Here is a 22501-nt window from a genome sequence, read left to right as displayed (position 1 = left end):
TCTGAGCGCCCAGGTCCTACTTAGCGGAACACCACCGTCCGGTGCCCGTTGAGCAGCACTCGGTGCTCGGCGTGCCAGGTCACGGCCTGGGCCAGCACGCGGCGTTCCACGTCCTGACCCTGCTGCACCATCGCCGCCACCGAGTCGGCGTGGGTAATCCGGGTCACGTCCTGCTCGATAATCGGGCCTTCGTCCAGGTCGGCCGTGACGTAGTGGGCGGTGGCGCCCATCAGCTTGACGCCGCGCGCATAGGCCTGCGCGTAGGGCCGCGCCCCCTTGAACGACGGCAGGAACGAGTGGTGGATGTTGATGATGCGCCCGGACATCCGCCCACACAGCGTGTCCGACAGAATCTGCATGTAGCGGGCCAGCACCACCAGCTCCACGTTCTCGCGCTCCACCAGTTCCAGCAGCGCCGCCTCGGCCTGGGCTTTGGTGTCCGGTGTGACCGGCAGGTGGACGAACGGCACCCCGTAGAACTCGGCGAGTGGGGCCAGGTCGGCGTGGTTGCCCACCACGGCCACAATGTCCAGTGGCAGGTGGCGCGAGCGCTGGCGGAACAGCAGGTCCGACAGGCAGTGGCCTTCTTTGGACACCATGATCACGGTGCGGATGGGGCGGCCCTGGCGGTCCAGCGTCCAGGTCATGCCGAAGGTCTGCGCCAGCGCGGCCATCTGCTCCCGGAAAGCGTCCTCGCCACCCGGCAGGTCGGCTTCTACCCGCATGAAAAACAGGCCGGTGTCGGTGTCACCGAATTGCTGCGACTGGATGATGTTGCCCCCAGCGCCCATGATGGCGCCGCTGACCGCATGGACGATGCCGGGCCGGTCCATGCACGAGAGAGTCAGGATAAAAGGTTGAGAGCCGGGAACTGCAGCAGACATCCAGAAAATCTAGCAGGTCCGCTCAGAGACCGCAGGCCCTCGCTAGCAGCACGCCCAATTCATCCTTGCTCATGCGCCTTCCGTATAGCCGCAGCGTGGGCGGGAGCGTGCCTGCCCCGCCTGCTTTGGGCCTGAATACGAACTCGGGCCGCACAATCAGTTCGCGGCCAGCGGTGAGGGCCAGCACGAAGTCGGTGTGCAGCGCGTAGTGGGCGTTCAGCTCCTCGCGCAGGGGCAGCGGGTTGCCGCAAAGCAGAGCCAGCAGCGCGGGGTGCGTCTCGAAGCCATGCTCCAGCTCGCGCTCCAGCCGCACGGTATCCAGCAGAAAGCCCGCGCCGTCCACCGTGTACCCGCTGATGCGGCGGCGGCAGTCGTCGGGGGTGTCGCCGCGCACCACGCTCCCCTGGCGGCCCGCGGCCTCGGCCCCGCGCAAGTAGCGCCAGAGCGTGCCGAGGCTGGAATAGTTGCCCAGCCCGACGTAGCCGCCAGGCTTGTGCGAAATCGGGCGCTTGGGCAGTTCGGGCATGGCGGACCGTTTATCCGTCGCTGGGGGTGCGCTTCTTGGGCTTGGTGGCGGCAAAGGCCCCCAGGCGGGCCAGCAGTTCGGGCGGCGTGTTGGTCATGATTTTGCCTGCGCTGGGGTTGCGGTCTGCAAAGTCGTCCACCCGGTCCAGCAGCTCACCGAACAGCTCCTCGGGTATGTTCAGCGCGGGGCTGAGGCGCACGGTGCGCTTGCTGCTGAGGCTGAGGTTGGCAATCACGCCGCTTTTGTGCAGTTCGCGCATGGCGAGGATGGCGGTGGCTTCGTAGGCGAGTTCCTTAACCGCGCCGGGCAGCGGCAAGCTCCCCGCCACCATCGGGTGAAACTGCATCGCCAGCAGCAGCCCTTGCCCGCGCACGTCCTGCAAGAGACCTGGGTAGCGGCCCTGAATCCGTTTCAGGCGGGCCAGCCCCTGCTCACCCAAGCGTCGTGAGCGCTCCGGCAGGTTGCCTTCCACAATCATTTCCAGCGACTTGAGGCCCACGGCCATGCTCAGCGCCCCGCCCCCGAACGTGTTGGAGTGGCGCTTGCTGCTCAGGCCGCCCAGCATTTTCTTGTAGATGTCAGCGCGGGCGATGGTGGCCCCCACTGCCGTGATCCCGCCGCCCAGCGGTTTGGCGAGGGTGATGATGTCGGCGTCCAGTCCCTGCGCCGCCGACTCGAACCAGTGCCCGGTGCGGCCCAGGCCCGTCTGGATTTCATCGGCAATGCAGACGATGCCGTGCTCGCGGCACAGCTCACCGATACCCGGCAGGAACTCGGCAGGCGGAATAATCACGCCGCCCTCGCCCTGAATCGGCTCCACGATGATGGCGGCCACATTTTTCGGGCCTACTCGCCGCAGCAGGGTTTTCAATGCTTCCAAGTTGCCGTAAGGGCTGGTGAGCGCTCCCGGCACCAGCGGGCGGAACACGTCCTGATACTCGGGGTTGGGGGTCAGGCTGAGGCTGCCGTAGGTCTTGCCGTGATACGCGCCGCTGAACGAAATAAAGTAGCTGGCGTTCGGGCGGTAGGCTTTGGCGAATTTGAGGGCACCTTCCACCGCTTCGGTGCCCGACGAGCAGAAAAAGACCTGGCTGTCGGCGTGACTGGGCAGTTGCGAGGCCAGCAGCGCCACCAGATTGGCCCCCAGCGCCGCCCGCCAGGGGCTGACCGACTGCTGCGGCAAGGTCATGGCTCGGTTCTGCTCCATAAAGTCGCGCAGGAAGTCGGTCAGCTCAGGGTGCATCTCGCCAAAGGGAGTCGCAGCGTAGCTGGCCGCCATGATGAGCCGCTCGCCGTTCACGTCCTGTAGTTCCCAGGGGCTGAGGCGGGTAAACGGCCCCGCCACGCCGAGCAGGTTTAGGCCGTAGAGCAGTTCTTCGTTGCCGTGGCGCAGGTCCAGGTCGCGGGCCTGCCGGGCGCTGAAGCTCTCGCTCAGCACGTCCTCGGCGCGAATCAGGGGGGGAAGGGAAGTCATGAGAAGGAGTGTAGCGCTGGGGGCTGGGGAGGGGTTGATGGTCGCCGGTTGGCGAATGGTGAAAGGGCCGCCGGACAGTCCGCCTGCGAGGGGGCATGCGGGGGAGCAGCCGCAGAAAGTGACGGGCGCCTGCGAAGGCGAGTCGCTCTGGCAGCGGCTCTGGCAGTCCTCTTTCTTGCCGTCTGCCATCGCCCGCCCCCGCCTGCCATACTGTCTCCCATGCGACTGATACGACTGCGGCACGCCGGCACTCCCCGCTGGGGACGGCTGGAAGGCGAGACGGTTCACCTGCTGAGCGGCAGCCTGAAGGGTGAGGAGGGCCTGACGGACGCGGGCGAAACCGTGCCCTTTGACCCGGCCGCGCTGCTGCCCCCAGCCGAGCCCAGCAAAATCGTCTGCGTAGGCCGCAACTATGCCGACCACATCCGCGAAATGGGCAACGCGGGGCCTGGCGGCGCGGACCTGCCGCTGGAACCCGGCATTTTCCTGAAAGGCCCCAACGCCCTGGCGGAACCCGGCGGCGCGGTGGAGTACCCGGAGTGGACCGAGAACTTTCACTTTGAAGGTGAGCTGGCGCTGGTGATCGGTCAGCGGGCCAAGAACCTCAGCGCCCCCGAAGCCCTCGGAGCCGTGCTGGGCTACACCTGCGGCCTGGACCTGACCGCCCGCGACAAGCAGCGCGAAGACCTGCAGTGGTTCCGCGCCAAGGCGGCCGACCGCTTCTGTCCGCTGGGCCCCTGGCTGGAAACCGAGCTGACCCCCACCGACCTGCACATTCAGACCCGCGTGAACGGCGCAGTGAAGCAGGACAGCCGCACCTCGCACATGATTTTTGACCCGGTGCAGGTGCTGGTGTATGTCAGCCGTTACGTGACGCTGGAACCCGGCGACGTGGTGCTGACCGGCACCCCCGAGGGCGTCGGCCCGCTGGAGCGCGGCGATACGGTAGAGGTTGAGGTGGAAGGCGTAGGCACGTTGCAGACCCGGATCGTCTGACCCCTCCGGCGTCCGGTTCCCTGGCCCCCGGCCTCTTGCGGGTGAGGTACGGATGGCAGCCCAAGCAGCGCGGAGGACCGGCGCGCGGCTGACATCACCGGGCGCAGCTTACAACCCGGCCCAGCGCAGAACCCGGCCCAGCGCAGAACCCGGTCTGGCGGAGAACGCTGTGCCCTGGCACTGGGTCGGGGCACCGCTGGCCCGCTGCGCTGGTCCTCTCTGCTCCTGCATAGCCAGACTCCGGCCGCAGGTCCAGTTCCTCGAATAGCTCCGGCTGACCGCACCGCCTGCTTAGGGAGGTGGAAGTAGCTCTCCAGGCAAAGAGGCGTGGAGACTTACAGCCGCCCGGGCCAGGGCCGAGCGTGGGAACTGTACCCCTCTGAACCTGCCGGCCGAAAGTATGCCGGCCGAAAGTGTGCCTGCTGAAAACGTGCCGGCCGAACAGCCGCCCCCGCCGGCTGCCCGGTACACTGAGGAATGTCACTGCAAGTTGCTGGCGCGTGCGCTGCCAGGACTGGCCGGAAAGGAATCCGATGACCCACAACCGTTACGATGACCGCGCCCGGCTGGTGTTTCACTACGCCCGCGAGGAAGGCAACCGCCTGGGGCACGCGATGGTCGGCCCCGAACACCTGCTGCTGGGCCTGATGCGCGAGGGCGGCAGCGCCTACACGGTGCTGAGTGAGTTCGGCGTGACCCTGGAGTCGCTGCGTGAGCGCGTGGAGGAAATTATCGGGCGCGGTGAGGGCTCGCGCCTGAACGACGCCCCCGCCATTACCCCCCGTGCCCGGCGCGTGATGGAACTGGCGACCGCCGAGGCGCGTGGACTGGGCGCGGCGGTCACGTCCACCGAGCACCTGCTGCTGGGGATTCTCCGCGAGGGCGACGGGGTGGCCTACCGCATCCTGCAGGAAATCAGCCGTGACCCCGACACCATCCGCTGGCGGATTCTGGAACAGGGCGAAAAGAAAAAGCCCGACCCCGCCAGTCTGCCTACGCCCATGCTGGACGAGTTCGGCCGCGACCTGACCCGCATGGCGCGGGACGGCCGGCTGGACCCCGTCATCGGGCGGGGCGACGAAATCCGCCGCGTGACGCAGATTCTCACCCGCCGCACCAAGAACAACCCGGTCCTGATTGGCGACCCCGGCGTGGGCAAGACCGCCATCGTGGAAGGGCTCGCGCTGGCGATTGCGGAAAGCAAGGTGCCGCCCGCGCTGAAGGACAAGCGGGTGGTGAGCCTGGACCTCAGCGGCGTGGTGGCGGGCACCAAGTACCGGGGCGAGTTCGAGGAACGGCTGCGCCAAATCATCGAGGAGCTGCGGGCCAGCGGCGTGGTCGCCTTTATTGACGAGATGCACACCCTGGTCGGCGCGGGCGGCTCCGAAGGCACGCTGGACGCCGCCAACATCATGAAACCGGCCCTGTCGCGCGGTGAGATTCAGGTGATTGGGGCCACCACGACGGGCGAGTATCACCGCTACATCGAAAAAGACGCGGCGCTGGAGCGGCGTTTTCAGCCGGTCATCGTGCTGGAGCCTGGTCCCACCGAGACGCTGGAAATTCTGCGTGGGATTCGCCCCGCCTATGAGGACCACCACGGCGTGCGCCTGCCCGACGCTGTGCTGGAGCTGTCTATCCGCATGGGCGAACGCAGTCTGCCGGGACGCAATTTCCCCGACAAGGCCATCGACCTGCTGGACGAGGCTGCCAGCCGCGTGAACCTGAATCTCAGCCTGGACTTGCCGGTGGCGCTGGATGAGGACGGGCGGCCTTTCGTCACGCGTGAAGACCTGGAAAGCGTGCTGAACAGCATGGGCGGCGTGTACTCGGACGACCGCGCCGCCGACCTGGTGAACCTGGAAGACGTGCTGGGCGAGCAGGTCTACGGGCAGCCCGACGCCGTGCGGGCGCTGGCTTCGGCGCTGCGCCGCGCCCGCCTGGGCCTGGGCGGGCGCAACCGCGTGTCGGCCAGCTTCCTCTTTGCTGGGCCGAGCGGTGTGGGCAAGACCCACCTTGCCAAAGCGCTGGCCCGCACCCTCTTCGGCTCGGAGCGTTCGCTGATTCGGCTCGACATGAGCGAGTATCAGGAACCGCACAGCGTGAGCAAGCTGATCGGGTCGCCTCCCGGCTACGTGGGCCATGAGCAGGGGGGCCGCCTCACCGAAGCGGTGCGCCGCCAGCCCTTTAGCGTGATTCTGCTGGACGAAATCGAAAAAGCCCACCCCGACGTGTACAACGCCTTTTTGCAGGTGTTCGAGGACGGCCGCCTCACCGACGGGCAGGGCCGCACGGTGGATTTCCGCCGCACCATCGTCATCATGACCAGCAACACGGGCTTCAACATCAACCCCACGGTGGGCTTCAGCCCCGTGCAGGCCGACTCGAATGCCCCGCTGCGCCACATCTTTACCCCAGAATTTCTGGACCGCCTGGACGACGTCATCAAGTTCCGTCCGCTGGGCGAAGCCGAACTGGAGCGGGTGGCCGGGCAGCTGCTGGCCGAAATAGCCGAGGAGCTGGAGAGCCGTGACATCGCCGTGAGCTTTGCCCCCGAAGTGGCCCCCTGGCTGGTGGGCAAGCTGAAAGCCCGCAGCCACAAGCACGCGCTGGGCAGCAGCCGGCAGCTGCGGACCCTGCTGCGTGAAGAGCTGGAAGACCCGCTGGCGCTGGAGCTGATGGCCGCCGCTCCCGGTTCCGACGGCTGGCGGGTGGTGCTGGGCGAGGGGGGAGACGGCCTGGAGTTCCGCCGCGACAAGCGGGTGAAGGACAAGACTCAGATTCTAGCCTGAGAGCCTGAACCGGAGCGGCAACGCGCAGGCCTGCTTCCCACCCTGGGGGCGGGCCTGCCGCCTAACTGTCGCCCGTTTCCGTTTCCGGCTCCCCGCGCCCCAGCTCGTGCCCGCGCCGGGTGGCGGCTTCCACGGCGTCCATCACGCTGGCGCGGAAGCCGGAGCGTTCCAGCGCCCGGATGCCCGCGATGGTGGTGCCGCCGGGGCTGCACACCTCGTCTTTGAGCAGGGCCGGGTGGGGCCGCTCGGCCAGCAGTTCGCCGCTGGACACCAGCAGCTTCTGGGCCAGTTCGTTGGCGAGGGGCCGGGGCAGGCCCATCCGCACCCCGCCGTCGGCCAGCGCCTCGGCAAAGACGGCCGTGTAGGCCAGGCCCGAAGCGCTCATGCCGGTAAAGGTGTCAAACAGCGCTTCGGGGATGTCGTAGGTGTCGCCCACCGCGCCGAACAGCCCCCGCGCGAAGGCCAGGTCGCCGGCCGCTTCGGCCCCGGGCGTGGCGGTCAGTGCGGTCTGCGAGCGGCCGATGGTGGCAGCCAGGCTGGGCATGGCCCGCACCACCCGCCCGCTGCCCAGGCGCTGGCGCAGGGCTCCGGTGGTCACGCCCGCCAGCGTGCTGATGTACCCCGCCGGATGGCCGCCCGCCCACGCCGCCACTTCCTGAAACGCTCCCGGCTGCACGCACAGCAGGATGTACTCGGCGGTGGCCAGGTCCCCGCGCCCGATGACAGGTGCCCCGAAACGCTCCGCTGCCCGGCCGGTCTTCTGTGGGTCGCGGCTCAGCAGGCCCATGTCCTCCGGGGCCAGTACGCCCCGCGAAAGCATGCCCGCCAGCAGGGCGCTGCCCAGTTTTCCGGTGCCGATCATCGCCAGTTTCATGGGGGGCAGTATAGGCAGACCGGCGCAGCGGAGGCAGACAGGCAGATGGGCGCAGGGAAAGCTGCTGCGAACCAGAAACTGAGGCGCTAGACTGCCTTCCATGTTTACCCGACTTGGTCGCTCGCTGATGGCCGCTGCCCTGCTGGGCAGCCCTTCTCTCCTGGGGGGCACTGCCCTGGCCGGGGGGGTGGAGTGCCGCCGGTTGCTGTCCAGCCCGCTTTCACTGGGATGCAGTGTCAGGGCGGCCGTGTCCTGGTGCGTTACGTCCAGGCCCATGAGCTGACTTTTGTGGTGCTGCGCTACGAAGGGCAGACCTACGGCCTGGCGCCGGCGGTCAGCGGCAGCGGCAGCCGTTATGTGGGTCTGGCCGGGCTGGATACCGCATCGGGGCTGGAGTGGTGGGAGCACCAGGGCGCGGGCAGCCTCAGCCGCTACGATCCGCAGACGGGTGAAACCACGCCGCTGCTGCAAGACTGCAAGTTGCGGTCTTGAAAGGCGCTGGGCCGCGGGCAGGAAGGAAGCTCGCTGTCGCTTCGTGACCGAGCCGCTAACATGGGCGGATGTTCAAGAGCTTCGATGGATTTACCGACGACTACGGGCGCATCACCGCCTGGCCCTCTGACAAGCGCACGCAGCACCAGATGGCGATTCTGGACCACCTGACCGGGCTGTTCGAGTCGGGCCGCATCTACTCGCCTGGGGAAGTGAGCACCATGCTGCGCGACCACGCCGACGAGAGCCTGGAAGCCACGCTGCTCACCGAGCTGACCGAGGGCGATTACCTCACCTCGGACGAGCGCGGCTACTGGCGGGCCGACAGCCGCCCGACCGGAGCCAACACGCCCACGCGGGAAGAGTGATGGCCCGCAGCAAGACGCAGTACGTCTGCAACAGTTGCGGCTACGTGTCGGCCAAGCCGCTGGGCCGCTGTCCCAACTGCCAGGCCTGGAACTCGTTCGAGGAGCAGGAGCCAAAGCCCGCGTCGGGTGGGCGCTCCAGCCTGGGCGGGGCGTATGGCGGCATCAAGGGCGGCAAGGTGACGCCGCTCAGCAGCGTCAGCCCCCGCGAGGAGCCGCGCACTTCCAGCGGGATTCCTGAGCTGGACCGCGTGCTGGGTGGCGGTCTGGTGGCGGGCGGCGTGACCCTGATTGGCGGTGAGCCAGGCATCGGCAAATCCACGCTGCTGCTGCAAGTGGCCGACCAGATTACGCGGCGCGGCGGCAGCGTGCTGTACGTGGCGGGCGAGGAATCGCTGGAGCAGATTCGCCTGCGGGCCGACCGACTGGGCGTGCAGGGTGACATCCAGCTCACCCGCGACACCCGCGCCGAGCATGTGGCCGCACTGATGGAAGAACACAAGCCCGCGCTGTGTATCGTGGACTCCATCCAGACCGTGACTGCCGAGGGCGAAGGCGTGAGCGGCGGCATCGCCCAGGTGCGTGAGGGCACCGCCGTGCTGACCCGCGCCGCCAAGGAAACGGGCACCGCCACCGTGCTGGTGGGCCATGTGACCAAAGAAGGCACGGTAGCTGGCCCCAAAGTGATTGAGCACATCGTGGATACCACCGTGTTTCTGGAATCGGTGGGGGCATTTCGGCTGCTGCGGAGCGTGAAAAACCGCTTCGGGCAAGCGGGTGAATTGGGTGTATTCGAGATGCGCGGCGAGGGCCTGATAGCGGTAGAAAATCCCAGTGCCGCTTTCCTGGCCGAGCGGCCTGTGGGGGTGCCGGGCAGCGTGGTGGCGGCCACCATAGACGGGCAGCGGCCTATGCTGCTGGAAGTGCAGGCACTGGCCGCCAAGACCCCCTTTCCCAACCCACGCCGCGTGGTGGTGGGCCTGGACCCCCGCCGGGTGGACGTGGTGCTGGCGGTGCTGGAGCGCCGGCTGGACCTGACCCTGGGCGGGCTGGACATCTACGTGAACCTGGCGGGCGGCCTCAAGGTGGCGGACCCTGGCCTGGATTTGGCGGCAGCTCTGGCGGTGTATTCCGCGGTGGTGGGCCGTCCGCTGGCCGAGAATGTGGCTGTGTTCGGTGAGGTGGGCCTGGCGGGTGAGGTGCGTTCTACCACCGCCAGCCTGCGCCGCGCCGAGGAAGCCCAGCGGGCCGGCTACAAGCGCCTGATTGTGCCGCCTGGTCTGGACGGGGTGACCGGCATCCGCAGTGTGGAAGAAGCCGTGGCCGCCGCCTGGAAAAAGTCGGCGCCGGCCTGAAGCAAGCGGCAAAAAGATAGTGGGGCAAAGGGCAGGGACAAACAGCTTTAGACTTGCCCCTGCCCCTGCCCCTTCGGCTGCGGCCAGCGGGCAGCCTCTTCACCCTGGCAGCGATGAAGCTGGCGGTTCCCGCCGCGCCCGGGTGGCCTGCTCGTAGGCGAAGGCCGCCCCAATCAGTTCCGAGTCGCTGAAGGCCGGGCCGATAAAGGTGACGCCGAACGGCTCGCCACTCGCGTACTGCCCCGCCGGGACGGTCAGCGCCGGATACCCGGCCGCCGAGTATACGCCCGACAGCTCGTTGCTCAGCGATACGGTCCAGCGGGCGCCGGTCGCCGCCAGCACACCGTCCAGCGCAGCGGTTGCCAGCTGATAATTGGCCGCTTTGGCTGCGGCGTAGCGTCCAGGCGAAACCTGCTCGGCCGGGTCCAGCGCCCGCTCCAGCAGGCTCTGGCCGTAGGGGGCGCGGTGGGCGTGCTGTGCATTAAAGCCCACAAGCTCGTCCAGGGTGGTGACCGGCGCCCCGCCTTCCCGCAAGCAGCGAGGCAGGTCCTGCTGCATGCCGTGCAGCATCACGCTCAGCCAGTCGGGCTTGGGCGGCTGAAAGTCGTAGGGGACTGCCTCGGCACCCGCTGCCGCCAGTCCGGCCTCGATGGTCTGGCGGGCGTTGGGGGGAAGGTCGCCGGGCAAGCACAGCGCCACCCGCACGCCGCGCAGGGCGGCCGGGTCCAGCGCAGCGGGTGGCGTGAACCCTTCCGCCTGTAAGGTGACCGGGTCGGCCGGGTCGTGGCCTACCAGTGCAGGCAGGAGAAGCGCCAGGTCGGCCACGCTGCGGGCCATCGGGCCGGCGGTGTCCTGTGCTTCGGTAATAGGCAGAATCCCGCTGCGGCTGACCAGGCCCAGGCTGGGTTTCAGCACGGCCAGAGCGTTCTGGCTGCCCGGATAAATCAGCGAGCCGGACGTTTCGGTGCCTACCGTGAAGGTGGCAAAGTTCATGGCGGCGGCCACCGCTGAGCCGGAGCTGGACCCGCCCACGTCGAACGGGCCGTAGGGGTTGCGGGTGTGCCCCCCCAGGACGCTGTAGCCGTTGACCGAGTCTTCGGTCATGAAATTGGACCATTCCGAAAGGTTGGTCTTGCCCAGAATGACAGCGCCGGCTGCCCGTAGCCGGGCCACCAGCGGAGCGTCCTGCCCGGCGCGGTGCTCGGCCAGAGCCGCTGCTCCGGCGGTCCAGTGCAGCCCGGCCACCGCTACGTTGTCTTTGATGAGCACCGTCAGGCCATGCAGCGGCGAGCGGACCCGGCCGCCGCGCCGCTCAGCGTCCAGGGTGCGGGCGCCCGCCAGGGCCTGCGGGTTCAGTTCCAGCACGCTGTTCAGCTGCCCGGCGTCCAGCCGCTGAATTCGGCTCAGGTGCAGCAGGGTGAGGTCCTCGGCACTCAGGCGGCCGTCCGCTTGCCACGCGGCCAACTGCGCCGCCGTGGCAGGCCGGACCAGCGCTTCGAGCCCACTCAGGCGCTCAGCGGTCAGGGCGTCCAGCGCGGCGGCGAAAGGGGAGAAGTCGAGCGGGCGCCGCAGCGTTTCGGCTTCACGGCTGGCCTGGCGCCGGCCCTGCGCGGCCGAGTAACTCTGCGCCGCCGAGATTTTGGGAGGGGTCATGCTTGCCACTATGTCACCTGGGACATTGGGTCACCTGGGACATCAGGCGACCTGGGGACCTCAGGCCAGCGTCCGAGTGGGTCTTCTCTGGCCGGCACTGTCCTGGCTACGGAGCTTGACTCCAAATGGAGGGAGAGGGGCAAATGGAAGGATGCGGTCTGCCGTTCGCCGCATCCCTCCAAGTTCCGTGCTGCCGCATGTGTGGCCCGCTCGGTGCCGAGACCCAAGCTACGTATCTCTGAACCACCCCAGGAACCGAGTCCTACAGGTCGTCCAGGTCGTCCTCATCTTCCGGGGAGCGGCCGGCGTCGGGAGTGGGGGTTTCCGGATGGGCCTCGCCGCTGGCCTGGCTGCTCAGCACGGTGCTGGCGACCACCAGTGCGCCGCCCAGCAGGCCACGTGGGCCGATTTTCTCGCCAATCAGCAGGAAGCTGAACACGCTGGCGCTGACCGGCTCCAGCGAGTAAATCAGGCTGGCGACCGGAGCGCTCACGTGGCGCTGGCCCAGAGTCTGGAGCAGCGTGGTCAGCGCCGTGGCGAACACGCCCAGATACAGCAGCGGTCCCCAGGCCTGGGCCCAGGCGGCCGCGCCGCTGGCCGCCGGGAGGGCCGCTGACCCGCTCAGCAGGGTCCAGCCCCAGCCCAGCGCCGCCACCCACACCACCTGCGCCAGCGTGAAGGGCAGCGCCGGGTACCGCCCCGCCATGCCTTCCAGCGCGATGATGAACCCGGCGTAGGTCACCGCGCAGCCGACCGCCCAGGCGTCGCCTACATTCAGGGCGCCGCCCTCCCAGGACAGCAGCCCCAGCCCACCCAGCGCCAGGGGCAGCGCCAGCCAGACCGCGGCGGGCAGCCGGCGCCCCTGCACGGCCGCCAGCCACAGCGGGACCAGCAGCACGCTCAGCGCCGTGAAAAAGGCGGTGCGGTTGGCGGTGGTGGTTTGCAGGGCCACGGTCTGCGTGCCGTAGCTGGCCAGCAGCCACGCGCTCAGAATGGCCGCGTCGCGCCACAGCGCCGCAGTCCAGGGCCGCCGCGCCGCGTATTTGCGCCGCCGGCGCTGTATCTGCCACAGCGTGGCCGGAGCCAGCACCGCCGCCGCGACCGTGAAGCGCCAGGCCACCATGGCAGCGGGGTCGAGCTGTGCGCCCAGCGTTTTGATGACCGCAAAGGTGCTGCCCCAGATCAGGGTGACCAGGCCCAGCAGCGCGGCTCCGCGCAGGGCGGACGTGGCCGGCAGAGAAGGCGTGGCGTGGGTGCCCGAAGGAGTCGCCGTCATGCGCCGCCCCCCTCACCCAGTTTGCTCAGCGCGAACGACACCAAAAAGCCCAGCGCCGCAATCAGTCCCGACCAGTTGTGGTCTTCCTTGAACGCTTCGGGAATCATGGTGTTGACCAGCATGGCGAGAATGCCGCCGGCGGCGACCGCCGTGGTGGCCGCCACCCCCGCCGGCGCGTGGGCAAAAGCGGTATAGCCCAGCAGCGAGGCCAGCCCCAGCAGCAGGGTCACGCCGGTCCACAGCAGCACGATCTGGCCGGGGCGGTGGTTGCCCTTCATGCCGGCTGCTCCGGAAAGGCCTTCGGGAATGTTGCTCAGGAAGATGGCGATGACTGTGACCAGGCTGACCGCCCCGCCGCCCAGCAGGCTGAGGCCCACCACGATGGATTCGGGAATCCCGTCAATCAGGGCGCCGGCCACGAAGGCCGCCCCGCTTTGCTCTCCTTCCTGGTCGCCGCTGCCCCCCTGCCAGCGGTCCAGCAGGATGGTGGCAGCGGTATACAGCACCGCGCCGCCCAGAAACCCCAGCGCGGTGGAAGTCAGGCCGTCACGCCCGTAGGCTTCGTCCATCAGCTCGAACGCCAGCGCCGAAATCAGGACGCCGGACCCGAAGGCCATCACGGCGGCCACCCAGCGCGCCGGCAACTCGAAGCGCAGCCCGACCAGCGCGCCCAGCAGCAGCGCCGCGCCCGAAACCAGTCCCCAGAAGCCGGCCTGTACTGCACCGGGGAGCGCCTGAATCGCCTGCATCTCAGGCCTCCTTCCGCAGCAGGATGCTCTTGAGGTACAGGCTTTCGGGCACGCTCAGCAGGTGGGGGTGGTCGGCGGGCTGGTAGGTGATGTCCACCACTTCCGCGCCGCAGCCTGCAGCCCCAGCGGCCACGCGGGCACTGTCGAGCAGGTCGTTCACGCCGATGTAGTGGGCACAGGTGCTGACCAGCAGATGCCCGCCGGGATTCAGCATGTCCAGCACCTGCGCCGTGCCGTCGGTAAAGATTTTCTTGGCACGGGGCAGGTCGTCGCGGCGCTTGGCGAGGGTGGGCGGGTCGAACACGGCGGCGTCGAAGCGGCGCTTTTCGCGTTGCAGTACGGCAAGCCCCTCCAGCGCGTCGCCCCAGCGCACGCCCACGCTGACTCCGTTGCGGCGGGCCACCGTTTCCAGGGTCGCCAGCGCCACGTTGTCCTTGTCGATTGCTGTGGCCTTCGCGCCTGCCTTGGCCGCGTGCAGGCTAAAGGAGCCGGTATACGAGTACACGTCCAGGAAGCTCTGGCCCGGCTGCACCAGCGAGCGCATCAGCCGGCGGTTGTCGCGCTGGTCAAGGAAAAAGCCGGTCTTCTGCGCTTCCAGCGGCCGGAAAAACAGGGTCAGGTCGTCCTCGAAGAACTCCACTTCTTCCGGCAGTTCGCCCCACAGGGCTCCGCTGGTCAGCTCCAGACCCTCTTTGCGGCGCTCGCCCGTGTCGCTGCGCTCAAAGGCGGCGGCGGCCCCGGTCACGTCGCGCAGGGCTTTCAGAATCAGCTCGCGGTGCCGCTCCACGCCAGCATTGCGCAGCTGCACGCTCAGCACGTCTCCGAACTGGTCGGCCACCACGCCCGGCAGGCCGTCGGCCTCGGCGTGCAGCACGCGCAGGGCGTCCGTGCCGGTGATGCGGCCCGCACGGCGTTTCAGGGCTTCTTCCACGCGGCGGCGGTAAAAAGCGGCGCCGATTTCCTCATCCTGCCAGGTCAGCAGCCGCAGCGGGGTCGCGCCCCCCTCGTTCCAGTAGCCGCGCCCCACGAAGGAACCGTCCGCGCCGCGCACCGTGACCACCACGCCCGGCTCCAGGCCAGCGGGAGCGTCCTGAATATCCTTGCTGTGGCCGAACGGATAGCGCCCGGCAATGCGGCGCAGGGCCTGCTGGGTCAGGGTCACGGCCGGCTGGGAAGAGGTGCTTTTGGTTCTGCTGCGCTGGCCCACCTGGGGCGGATTGCGGCGGGACGAGGGGGGAGGAGTCATGAATAAGAGTCTAGAGCAGTTCTCCGCACCACTCCATTTTCCGTGCTGCTCACTGTTTTGCAGACGCTTGGCCCGTGAAGAGGCGGCCGGTGCCCAGGGCCACGCCGGGCCCACCGGGCGCAAGAGACCACGGCCAAAGTTATTGTCTATAGAAATATCAGATATTGAAGAGTAAGATAGCTGCTGATGACACGCTCGACTTTTCCTGTCTCTCACACGTCTTCGCCGCAGGCACGCCACCCTGAGCGCTGGGCTGCTGCTGCCCTACTGGCAGGCCTGGCAGTGCTGGCCGGGCACTTCTACGGCCCGGACCTGCAATTCCGCCTGGGCATCGGCATGGCCCTGGGCTACACCCTGAGCCGCGCCGCGCTGGGGTTTGCCGGCAGCGTGAACCGCGCCTACAACACCGGGTCCACCCGGCTGATGCAGGCGCTGATGGGGCTCTTTTTTCTCAGCGCCCTGCTGACCACCGGGGTGATGGTGGCCGCCGGCCCTACAGCGCTGGACCTGTGGATCAATCCCATCAACGGCGGGCTGCTGCTGGGCGGGCTACTGTTCGGCTTCGGCATGACCTTTTCATCCTGCTGCGCTTCGGGCGTGCTGACCGACCTGGTCACGGGGCCGCCACGGGCGCTGGTTACGCTGGTCTTTTTCAGTGCCGGAGTCTTTCTGGGCTTTCCTGTTCAGCAAAAGGCCAGCCTGGTCACGCAGTCCTGGCTGACCACGCCCACCGGAGCCGCGCTGGATAAAGGAGGCGTGTTCCTGCCGGACCTGTTCGCCTGGGACGGCACCGGCGGTTACCTGGGCGCCCTGCTGCTGACCGGCGCCCTGTGCCTGAGCGTGGTGTGGCTGAGCCGGCAGTATCAGGGCCGGCGTGAGCGGCTGGGCCGCCTGGGATACGTGCCCAGTGAGCGCCGCCAGGACGAACTGCGCCAGCAGCGCCGCCGGGAACAGGCCGGCGCTGAGCTGCGCGGCGGCTGGCTGACCGAGGCCGGGTACCAGCGGCTGTTCGTGCGTCCCTGGACCATGGCCGAAGGAGCCACCGTGCTGGCGGTGCTGTTCTTCCTGCTGATGGCCGTGACGGGCAGTGGCTGGGGCGCCAGCACCCCTTATGGTCTGTGGTTCGGTCAGGCCCTGATGGCGCTGGGTGTCAGCCCGGAGCGCCTGGGCGAATGGACCGGCCTGGGCGCCAAGCCTTTTCTGATTCCGTTTTTCCAGCACCCCATCACCGTGCAGAACATAGGCATTACCCTCGGCGTGGTGCTGTTCCTGCTGATGTCCGACCGGCTGCGCCAGGTGGTGCGTTCTGCCCTGCACCTGACCCCGAAGGAAGCTGGGCTCTATGCCCTGGGCGGCCTGTGCATGGGCGTAGGCACCCGGCTCGCCAACGGCTGCAACGTGGGCGCGCTGTTTACCCCCATCGCCAACTTCTCGCTCTCTGGCTGGATTTTCCTGGTGGTGATGGTCATCGGTGGCGTGGCGGGCAACCGCTTCCTGCGCCGGATGACGCCCTGAGAGCAAGGCAGCCGGCGCTTTGCCGAAGAGGCGCCGGGTGCAGTATCAGGCCATGCAGTATCAAGCTATGAAAAGGGCCGCCGGTAGTTCAGCTCCGGCGGCCCTTTCGCATTGTGCTCAGGGACTGTCCTGACGAACGACGCCTTACCAGCCCGCCCGTGCGTAGGGCTGCGGCAGGGCCGGGGCAATCCCGAACTCGCGGGCGGCCCGCTGCGGCCAGTGCGGGTCACGCAGCAGGGCGCGGCCCAGTGCCACCCAGTCGGCCATGCCTTCTTGCAGCACCTGCTCGGCCTGCATGGGCGTCTCTATCAGGCCCACCGTCATCACCTCCAGCTCGGGCGCGGCCTGCTTGATGGCCTGCGCGAACGGCACCTGATACAGCGGCTCCACGGCAATTTGCTGGCGGGGGTCCAGGCCGCCGCTGCTGACATCGAGCACGTCCACGCCTTCGAAACGCAGCAGCCGGGCCAGCTCGGCAGACTGCTCCAGGTCCCAGCCGCCTTCCACCCAGTCGGTCGCGCTGATACGGACCAGCAGCGGCAGGTGCTCGGGCCACACCTCACGCACGGCGCGGACCACCTCCAGCAGCAGCCGGATGCGGTTCTCGAAGGTGCCGCCGTAGGCATCGGTGCGGGCGTTGCTGAGCGGCGACAGGAACTGGTGCAGCAAGTAGCCGTGCGCCGCATGAATCTCGACCGTATCGAAGCCAGCGATTTCGGCGCGGCGGGCGGCTGCGGCAAAGGCGGCGGGCGTGGCGGCGATTTCTTCGGGCGTCATCTCGCGGGGTTGCGGGTAGTTCTCGCTGTAGGCCAGGGCGCTGGGGGCAATCACTTCCCAGGCGCCGCGCTCCTCCGACAGGGCGCCGTGGCCCTCGCCGGGGCGGTGGGTGGACGCCTTGCGCCCGGCGTGGGCCAGCTGCACGCCGATTTTGGCCCCATGCCGGTGGGCGAAGTCGGTGATGTGGCCCAGCGGCCCGATTTGCCCGTCGTCCCACAGCCCCAGGTCGTAGGGACTGATGCGGCCTTCGGGGCTCACGGCGGTGGCTTCCAGCAGAATCAGGCCCGCGCCCCCCAGCGCGAACGACCCGTAGTGGACGAGGTGAAAATCGTTGGCCAGCCCGTTCTGGGCCTGGTACATGCACATGGGAGAGACGGCGATGCGGTTGGTGAGTTCCAGGCTCTTCATCCGGGCGCCTTGGAGCAGCGTAGGCGTCACCACCGGGTCTTCGGAGCGGTGCTGGGGATGGGTGGGGATTGTCATGGCCCCCAGTCTAGGGCGGCGAAAAGCGTGACAAGGCTGAACGTTTTAGGAATGCCTTGTGGCTTATGCTGGCGCCCTATGTCAGAGCTTTCCGCATCAGACCCCCAGGCCGCTTCCGGCCGTCAGCAGACCGCCGAGCAGGTGCGCGAGTTCTTTGCCGGGCACCGCACGGTGCGCCAGTACCGCACCGAAGGGGGCCAGCCTATCCCGCTGCCGCAGGACCATCTGGACGCTGTGCTGTACGCCGCGCAGCGGGCGCCCACCCACTCCACCTCGCAGCTGTATTCCGTCGTGCAGCTGTCGGACCCCGCCGTGCGTGCCCGCATGGCCGAGCTGACCGGCAACGCGCATATCGCTGCGGCGGGCGCGGCTTTCGTGCTGTGTGCCGATATCCACCGCACCGCGCAGATTCTGCGGCTGGACGGCGTAGAGCCGGGAGCCTGGCCCGACGTGGCGAACCATTTCGCGGTGGGCGACGCCGTGATGGCCGGCCAGAACCTGCTGACCGCCGCCGAGATGCTGGGCTACCAGGGCTGCTGGATTGGCGGCGTGCTGAACCACCTGGCCGAAATCGTGGAGCTGCTGGAGCTGCCGGCCGGCGTGCTGCCGTTCTCGGCGCTCACCGTGGGCCTCAGCGACGAGGACACGCCTTACCGCCCCCGCCTGGAGCGGGAAACGGTGGTCCATCAGGACCGCTACCGCCTGCCCGACGAAGCCGAACTGCGCCGCAACATCGAACAGATGAACCCTATCGCGGCGCGTGGCGGCCAGCCCGGCGACTGGGCGCGCCTGCTGAAGATGTACTGGGGCGCGGGCGGAGCGATGGAGCAGCGTGAAGCCGGCCTGAGCGCGGTCAAGGAGCGCCAGGGCCTGCAGGGTTCCAGGTAAGAGTCAGGTGGCGGAGAGGGGGCGGGTGGTGGAGGCGTGGCCGCCTTCAGGCCTGCTCCGCTGCCGTTCCTAGCGGCCAGCATTCCTGCACCGCGTAAGCCCCACCCGGCCCCGGCTTACGCAGCAGCGCGAGGCAGCGGGCAGTCCAGCTCAGGCCGGCAAGCTCCGCCAGTTCGGCTTCGGCGGCGGCCAGCAGCCGGGGCAGGTCCACGCCGCGCCGCCCCAAGGCGAGCGAGAGGTGCGGCTGCATGGCCGGCCCCTCGTACCTGAAGCGCCGAGCTGGGCTGAGGGCGTCCAGCAGCGCCAGATGCAGGGCCACCGCCTCCGGGCTGGTCACGGGAAGGTAAAGGGCCCGCCCACGCGGAAACAGCCGGGGGGCGGCGCCCAGCGTGAGTGTGACCGGCGCCGTGGCCGCCGCCACCGCCTGGGCCGCCGGCACCCAGTCCTGCCCCGCACCCAGTCCACTGCGCGCCTTGACCGTGATGTGCGGGGTGGCCGCCGCGTCCTGCACGCCGTGCTGCTTGCGCCAAGCCTGTACCTGCTCGGCCACGTCCGCTGGCGGCAGCAGGGCCAGCAGCCGGCTGGGGCCGCCGCTCACGCGTTACGGCCTGTCGCGGCTGGTATTGTCCAGCAGCATCGCGTCGCCCAGCGAGTAGAAGCGGTAATCGTGGCGCAGCGCTTCGGCGTAAGCGGTCTGAATGCGTTCCACGCCCGCGAACGCCGCCACCAGCAGCATCAAGGTCGAATCCGGTAGGTGCAGGTTGGTGATGAGCAGGTCCGGCACCTGCACCGCCTGTCCCGGCGTGATGAAGATGCGGGTGTCGCCTTTGCCGGCCCTCACCTCGCCGCCCCCGTCCACGCTGCTTTCCAGGGCCCGCACGGTGGTGGTGCCCACTGCCACCACCCGGCGGCCCTCGGCGCGGGCGCGGTTGATGGCGTCCGCCGTCGCAGGCGGAATGTGGTACTGCTCGGCGTGCATCACATGTTCGGACACGGCGCCCTGAACCGGCTTGAAGGTGCCGGCCCCCACGTGCAGCGTGACAGCATGCTGTTCTACGCCCAGCGCACGCAGCCGCTCCAGCAGCTCGGGCGTGAAGTGCAGGCCGGCGGTCGGGGCCGCCACCGAGCCGTTCTCGCGGGCGTACACCGTCTGGTAGCGCTCGCACCAGACGGTGTCGTCCTCGCCGGCCTCGATGTAGGGCGGCAGCGGTAGCCGCCCGATGTCGTCCAGGTGGGGTTTGATGTCGTGGTCGAAGCGCAGCAGCCGGGCGCCGTCCTCCTGCACGCCCACCACCTCGGCGCGGTGCTGCACGCCGGCCGGGTCGCCCAACCACAGCTCGTTCCCGGCGCGGCGGGCGGGTTTCAGGTAAGCGCTCCAGACATTGTTTTCTTCCTCGCGTAGCAGCATCACTTCTATCTGGCCGCCGCCCTGCCCGCCTACCTTCGGCTTGCGCGCCATCACGCGGGCGGGAATCACGCGGCTCTGGTTGAACACCAGCACGTCGCCGGCCCGCAGCAGCTCCGGCAGCTCGCGGAAGATGTGGTGCTGCACCTCTCCGGCACGCGGCACCCGCATCAGCCGCGAAGAGTCACGCGGCTCGGCGCCGGTCTGCGCGATGCGGCCCGGCGGCAGCTCAAAGTGCAGTGCCGCCAGCGCGGCGTCAGGGCTCAGCGTCATTCTTCCTCGGGTCCTGCGTCGGGCGTTTCGGCCTTGCGGCGGGCCGGCATCAGGGCGCCGCTCAGGTCGGGCAGGTGGGTGAACTTGTCCGCTGCGTCAATCAGCTTCTGGGCGGTGTGTTCGCGGAAAGCCAGCACTTCCACCCGCTTGCCGCGCTCCTGTAGCACCTCCACGATGTCGGTAAAGTCGCCGTCGCCGCTGCCCAGCACCACGATGTCCAGGTGGTCCATCAGCCGCACCATGTCGGCCACCATGCCCATGTCCCAGTTGCCCTCATAGATGGGCCGGCCAGAGTCGCTGGTGAAGTGCAGGGTCAGGTTCATGCGCCGCACCTTGTAGCCCAGCGTGGACAGCTTGTAGATAAAGGGCCGGGCCGTGCTTTCGTTTTCACGCTCCACGGTGTAGGCGATGGCGTGAACCAGCTCGCGGCCGTCCGCGCCGGCGTGCAGCAGCGTCTCGAAGTTCACGGTGCGCTCCAGCAGGTCGCGGGCCGAGTGGTAGAGGTTCTGGGTGTCAATAAAAATGCCCACGCGGGGCTTTGGGGTGATGAACTGCATTGTGGGTTCTCCTGTTGTGGGGGATCTGCGGCCACCTGAAAAAAGGCGCGGCGGCCGGCACGGTTCAGCCTAGCGCATCTGCTGCGGTGGGCCTGGGTCCGCGCCGGGAGTCAGGAGTGAGCGGCGCAAAGAAGTGACATGAAAAAAAGAAGTGACAGGAAAAAGGGCGCTCACCTCAGGAGCGCCCCGAAAAAAGGAGTGGTCTATGCAGGGGCCTTAGCGGGCCTGGTTCCACAGTTCGCCCAGCACCTGCTGCACGGCGGCAGACTGCTCCCACTGCGGCAGGCCGTCGGTGCCCGCAATCCGCACGGCGGCCACGTTGCTCTTGGCATCAAACTGCGGCAGCAAGTCGAACGACACGAAGCCGTCGCGGTCATACAGCACGGCGGTGGGCACCGTCAGGCGGCTGTACAGTTCGCCGTAGGCATTCGGCGTAAAGAGCTTGCCGCTGATGAAGTGCAGCGGTGCGTTGGAGGCGCCGGGCTGGCGGCTGGTTTCCCAGGCGTACTGCACCACGTCTTCGGGCACCGGGCCACGGAAGCTCTTGTTCAGGTAGTAGACCAGGCTGGCGCGCGTCCGCAGCAGGCTGTACAGGGGGTTCTCAATGCGGCTGAGCGTCTGGTAGGTGCGCTCACCACGGTCGTTTGCACTGGACTGCTGGCTGTTTCCACGCGATTTTCCCAGGCCGCTGGGGCTGAGCAGGGCCAGGCTGCGGATACGGGGCTCCTGCAGGGCGGCGCGGGCGGCGAATTCACTGCCCAGCGAGAGGGCCACCACGTCCACGTCGGTGTCCAGCTCGCTCACCAGCGCCTGTAGGGCCTGGGCCATCAGCTCGGGCGTGTACCGGGTATCGGGACGGTCGCTCTGACCGAAGCCGGGCCACTCCAGTGCGTAGACCGGGCGCTTGCCGGCGTAGGCGTCCCAAAGCGGCTTCATCTCGTAGGCGCTGGCGGCGGCATTGACCGAGTGGGTCAGGACAAGTGGCCGGCCTGTACCGCTTTCGCTGGCGTAGTAGCGCACCGTGCCGAAGCCGGGCAGCTGCAGCGAGCGCACCTCACCGTTCACGGCGGGGCGTAGGGTGCCAGCGGCCTGCTTGCTAGTAGCCTGGTTGCCTGTGGCCTGCACGGCGGGCGCACGGTTCACCTGTACCGCCTGTGCGGCGGCGGTGCCCAGCAGGGCCAGAGCGATGGCGGTGGGAACGGCGTTCAGCAGTTTTTTTCTGCGTTTCATGGTGGACCTCCTCTTAGTCAGTTCCATAATAGTCATTTCTGACTATTCTAGAATGAGCGGGTGACCAAGCTTTCTTCAGACCACTTCCCGGCCGACGACCGGACCTTGCTGCTGCTGGGCCTGCTGACCGAGCAGGACCGGCACGGCTACGAAATCAACGACTTTATCGAGCGCAATCTGGACGCAGTGATTCGGCTGAAAAAGGCCACGGCCTATCAGCTGCTGGCGCGGCTGGAAGGTCACGGCCTGATTGAAAGCCGCGCCGAGGCCCTGGGCCAGCGCCCTACCCGGCGTGTCTTTCATCTGACCGAAGCGGGCCGCTCGCACTTTCAGCGCCTGCTGGCCGAGCATCTGCCCCGCAGCGAAGCGCTGATTCCCGAAGGCAACGTGCCGGTGATGTTCTCCGAGCATCTGCCCCCTGCGGAAGTGCTGGCGGCGCTGCGTGAGCGGCTGGCGGGTGCGGAAGAGCAGCTGGCGGCGGCGCAGGCAGCTGCGGAACGTTCGCCCTGTACCTCCAGCGTGGGTCTGGCGCTGGAGCGCATCCTGTGGCTGACCCGGGCCGACCGCGACTGGCTGCGGGCGGCGGTGGCGCGGCTGGAGCGCGAGTTGGGGGCTGGAGACGGGACTTCCACGGGCTGACACGCTGCCTCGAACTGTCCCAGCAAGGCGGGGGGGCGGGTCAGGGCCAGCC

The 22501-nt window shown here is 68.3% G+C and carries 21 protein-coding genes; 8 read left to right on the top strand and 13 right to left on the bottom strand.

Annotated elements, in window-relative coordinates; genetic code table 11:
• Positions 1-20: 20 nt before the first annotated feature.
• Genes purU through DEIPR_RS05565 form a run of 3 tightly spaced genes read right to left on the bottom strand, consistent with a single transcriptional unit; the run spans position 21 to position 2884 of the window.
• A complete protein-coding gene (gene purU, locus DEIPR_RS05575; RefSeq protein WP_013614860.1) occupies positions 21-884 on the bottom strand; it encodes a formyltetrahydrofolate deformylase in 864 nt (287 codons plus the stop codon).
• Between the two features lie 22 nt (positions 885-906).
• Positions 907-1410, bottom strand: a complete 504-nt coding sequence (locus DEIPR_RS05570) for a hypothetical protein (protein ID WP_013614859.1) — start codon at positions 1408-1410, stop codon at positions 907-909.
• Between the two features lie 10 nt (positions 1411-1420).
• On the bottom strand, positions 1421-2884 hold the full coding sequence (locus DEIPR_RS05565; RefSeq protein WP_013614858.1) for a class-III pyridoxal-phosphate-dependent aminotransferase: 1464 nt from the start codon (positions 2882-2884) through the stop codon (positions 1421-1423).
• A 219-nt stretch (positions 2885-3103) separates the two neighbouring features.
• Between DEIPR_RS05565 and DEIPR_RS05560 the strand changes: the two genes are divergently transcribed.
• Both DEIPR_RS05560 and DEIPR_RS05555 read left to right on the top strand, forming a co-directional pair.
• Positions 3104-3880, top strand: a complete 777-nt coding sequence (locus DEIPR_RS05560; protein ID WP_013614857.1) for a fumarylacetoacetate hydrolase family protein — start codon at positions 3104-3106, stop codon at positions 3878-3880.
• A gap of 533 nt (positions 3881-4413) precedes the next feature.
• Positions 4414-6672, top strand: coding sequence for an ATP-dependent Clp protease ATP-binding subunit (locus tag DEIPR_RS05555; RefSeq protein WP_013614856.1), 2259 nt, complete (start codon positions 4414-4416; stop codon positions 6670-6672).
• 61 nt (positions 6673-6733) lie between these two features.
• Here DEIPR_RS05555 and proC read toward each other — a convergent pair whose 3' ends face one another.
• Entirely contained in the window at positions 6734-7546 is an 813-nt protein-coding gene (proC, locus tag DEIPR_RS05550) for a pyrroline-5-carboxylate reductase (protein ID WP_013614855.1), read from the bottom strand.
• Positions 7547-7801: 255 nt separating this feature from the next.
• Between proC and DEIPR_RS05545 the strand changes: the two genes are divergently transcribed.
• The 3 genes from DEIPR_RS05545 (at position 7802) to radA (ending at position 9758) form a co-directional block, all read left to right on the top strand.
• Entirely contained in the window at positions 7802-8038 is a 237-nt protein-coding gene (locus DEIPR_RS05545) for an MliC family protein (protein ID WP_245532677.1), read from the top strand.
• A 68-nt stretch (positions 8039-8106) separates the two neighbouring features.
• Complete coding sequence (locus DEIPR_RS05540; protein WP_013614853.1) at positions 8107-8406, top strand: DUF2087 domain-containing protein; 300 nt, start codon at positions 8107-8109, stop codon at positions 8404-8406.
• Positions 8406-9758 carry a DNA repair protein RadA gene (gene radA, locus DEIPR_RS05535; protein WP_013614852.1) on the top strand — a complete coding sequence of 451 codons (1353 nt, stop codon included), beginning with the start codon at positions 8406-8408 and terminating at the stop codon, positions 9756-9758. Before DEIPR_RS05540 ends, radA begins: the two co-directional genes overlap by 1 nt.
• Positions 9759-9857: 99 nt before the next feature.
• Here the strand turns inward: radA and DEIPR_RS05530 are convergent, their stop codons facing one another.
• The 4 genes from DEIPR_RS05530 to DEIPR_RS05515 form a co-directional block, all read right to left on the bottom strand.
• Positions 9858-11411: an amidase family protein gene (locus DEIPR_RS05530; RefSeq protein ID WP_013614851.1), complete on the bottom strand. Its 1554-nt coding sequence runs from the start codon at positions 11409-11411 to the stop codon at positions 9858-9860.
• 262 nt (positions 11412-11673) lie between these two features.
• The gene (locus DEIPR_RS05525; RefSeq protein ID WP_013614850.1) at positions 11674-12687 is read right to left on the bottom strand and encodes a DMT family transporter; all 1014 of its coding nucleotides are present in this window, start codon (positions 12685-12687) and stop codon (positions 11674-11676) included.
• Complete coding sequence (locus DEIPR_RS05520; protein ID WP_013614849.1) at positions 12684-13436, bottom strand: ZIP family metal transporter; 753 nt, start codon at positions 13434-13436, stop codon at positions 12684-12686. The genes DEIPR_RS05525 and DEIPR_RS05520 overlap by 4 nt, the downstream gene beginning before the upstream one ends.
• Position 13437: 1 nt before the next feature.
• Positions 13438-14682, bottom strand: coding sequence for a class I SAM-dependent rRNA methyltransferase (locus DEIPR_RS05515; RefSeq protein ID WP_013614848.1), 1245 nt, complete (start codon positions 14680-14682; stop codon positions 13438-13440).
• Between the two features lie 186 nt (positions 14683-14868).
• Between DEIPR_RS05515 and DEIPR_RS05510 the strand changes: the two genes are divergently transcribed.
• Positions 14869-16197: a YeeE/YedE family protein gene (locus tag DEIPR_RS05510; RefSeq protein ID WP_083801540.1), complete on the top strand. Its 1329-nt coding sequence runs from the start codon at positions 14869-14871 to the stop codon at positions 16195-16197.
• A gap of 144 nt (positions 16198-16341) precedes the next feature.
• Here the strand turns inward: DEIPR_RS05510 and DEIPR_RS05505 are convergent, their stop codons facing one another.
• Positions 16342-17457 carry an NADH:flavin oxidoreductase/NADH oxidase gene (locus DEIPR_RS05505; RefSeq protein WP_013614846.1) on the bottom strand — a complete coding sequence of 372 codons (1116 nt, stop codon included), beginning with the start codon at positions 17455-17457 and terminating at the stop codon, positions 16342-16344.
• Between the two features lie 78 nt (positions 17458-17535).
• On the opposite strand from DEIPR_RS05505, the gene DEIPR_RS05500 reads away from it, so the two are divergent.
• Positions 17536-18345 (top strand): nitroreductase family protein, encoded by an 810-nt coding sequence (locus tag DEIPR_RS05500; RefSeq protein WP_013614845.1) that lies wholly within the window; start codon positions 17536-17538, stop codon positions 18343-18345.
• A gap of 46 nt (positions 18346-18391) precedes the next feature.
• Here the strand turns inward: DEIPR_RS05500 and DEIPR_RS05495 are convergent, their stop codons facing one another.
• The 4 genes from DEIPR_RS05495 to DEIPR_RS05480 form a co-directional block, all read right to left on the bottom strand.
• On the bottom strand, positions 18392-18943 hold the full coding sequence (locus DEIPR_RS05495; protein ID WP_013614844.1) for a 2'-5' RNA ligase family protein: 552 nt from the start codon (positions 18941-18943) through the stop codon (positions 18392-18394).
• 3 nt (positions 18944-18946) lie between these two features.
• Positions 18947-20023: a tRNA preQ1(34) S-adenosylmethionine ribosyltransferase-isomerase QueA gene (gene queA, locus DEIPR_RS05490; RefSeq protein ID WP_013614843.1), complete on the bottom strand. Its 1077-nt coding sequence runs from the start codon at positions 20021-20023 to the stop codon at positions 18947-18949.
• Positions 20020-20580, bottom strand: a complete 561-nt coding sequence (locus DEIPR_RS05485) for a LabA-like NYN domain-containing protein (protein ID WP_013614842.1) — start codon at positions 20578-20580, stop codon at positions 20020-20022. Before DEIPR_RS05485 ends, queA begins: the two co-directional genes overlap by 4 nt.
• Before the next feature lie 216 nt (positions 20581-20796).
• A complete protein-coding gene (locus DEIPR_RS05480) occupies positions 20797-21810 on the bottom strand; it encodes an alpha/beta fold hydrolase (protein ID WP_013614841.1) in 1014 nt (337 codons plus the stop codon).
• 60 nt (positions 21811-21870) lie between these two features.
• On the opposite strand from DEIPR_RS05480, the gene DEIPR_RS05475 reads away from it, so the two are divergent.
• A complete protein-coding gene (locus tag DEIPR_RS05475; protein ID WP_013614840.1) occupies positions 21871-22449 on the top strand; it encodes a PadR family transcriptional regulator in 579 nt (192 codons plus the stop codon).
• The last annotated feature ends 52 nt before the right edge of the window (positions 22450-22501 follow it).

The sequence above is a fragment of the Deinococcus proteolyticus MRP genome (assembly GCF_000190555.1).
Classification (GTDB): domain Bacteria; phylum Deinococcota; class Deinococci; order Deinococcales; family Deinococcaceae; genus Deinococcus; species Deinococcus proteolyticus.
This window is presented reverse-complemented; position numbering and strand designations above follow the sequence as displayed.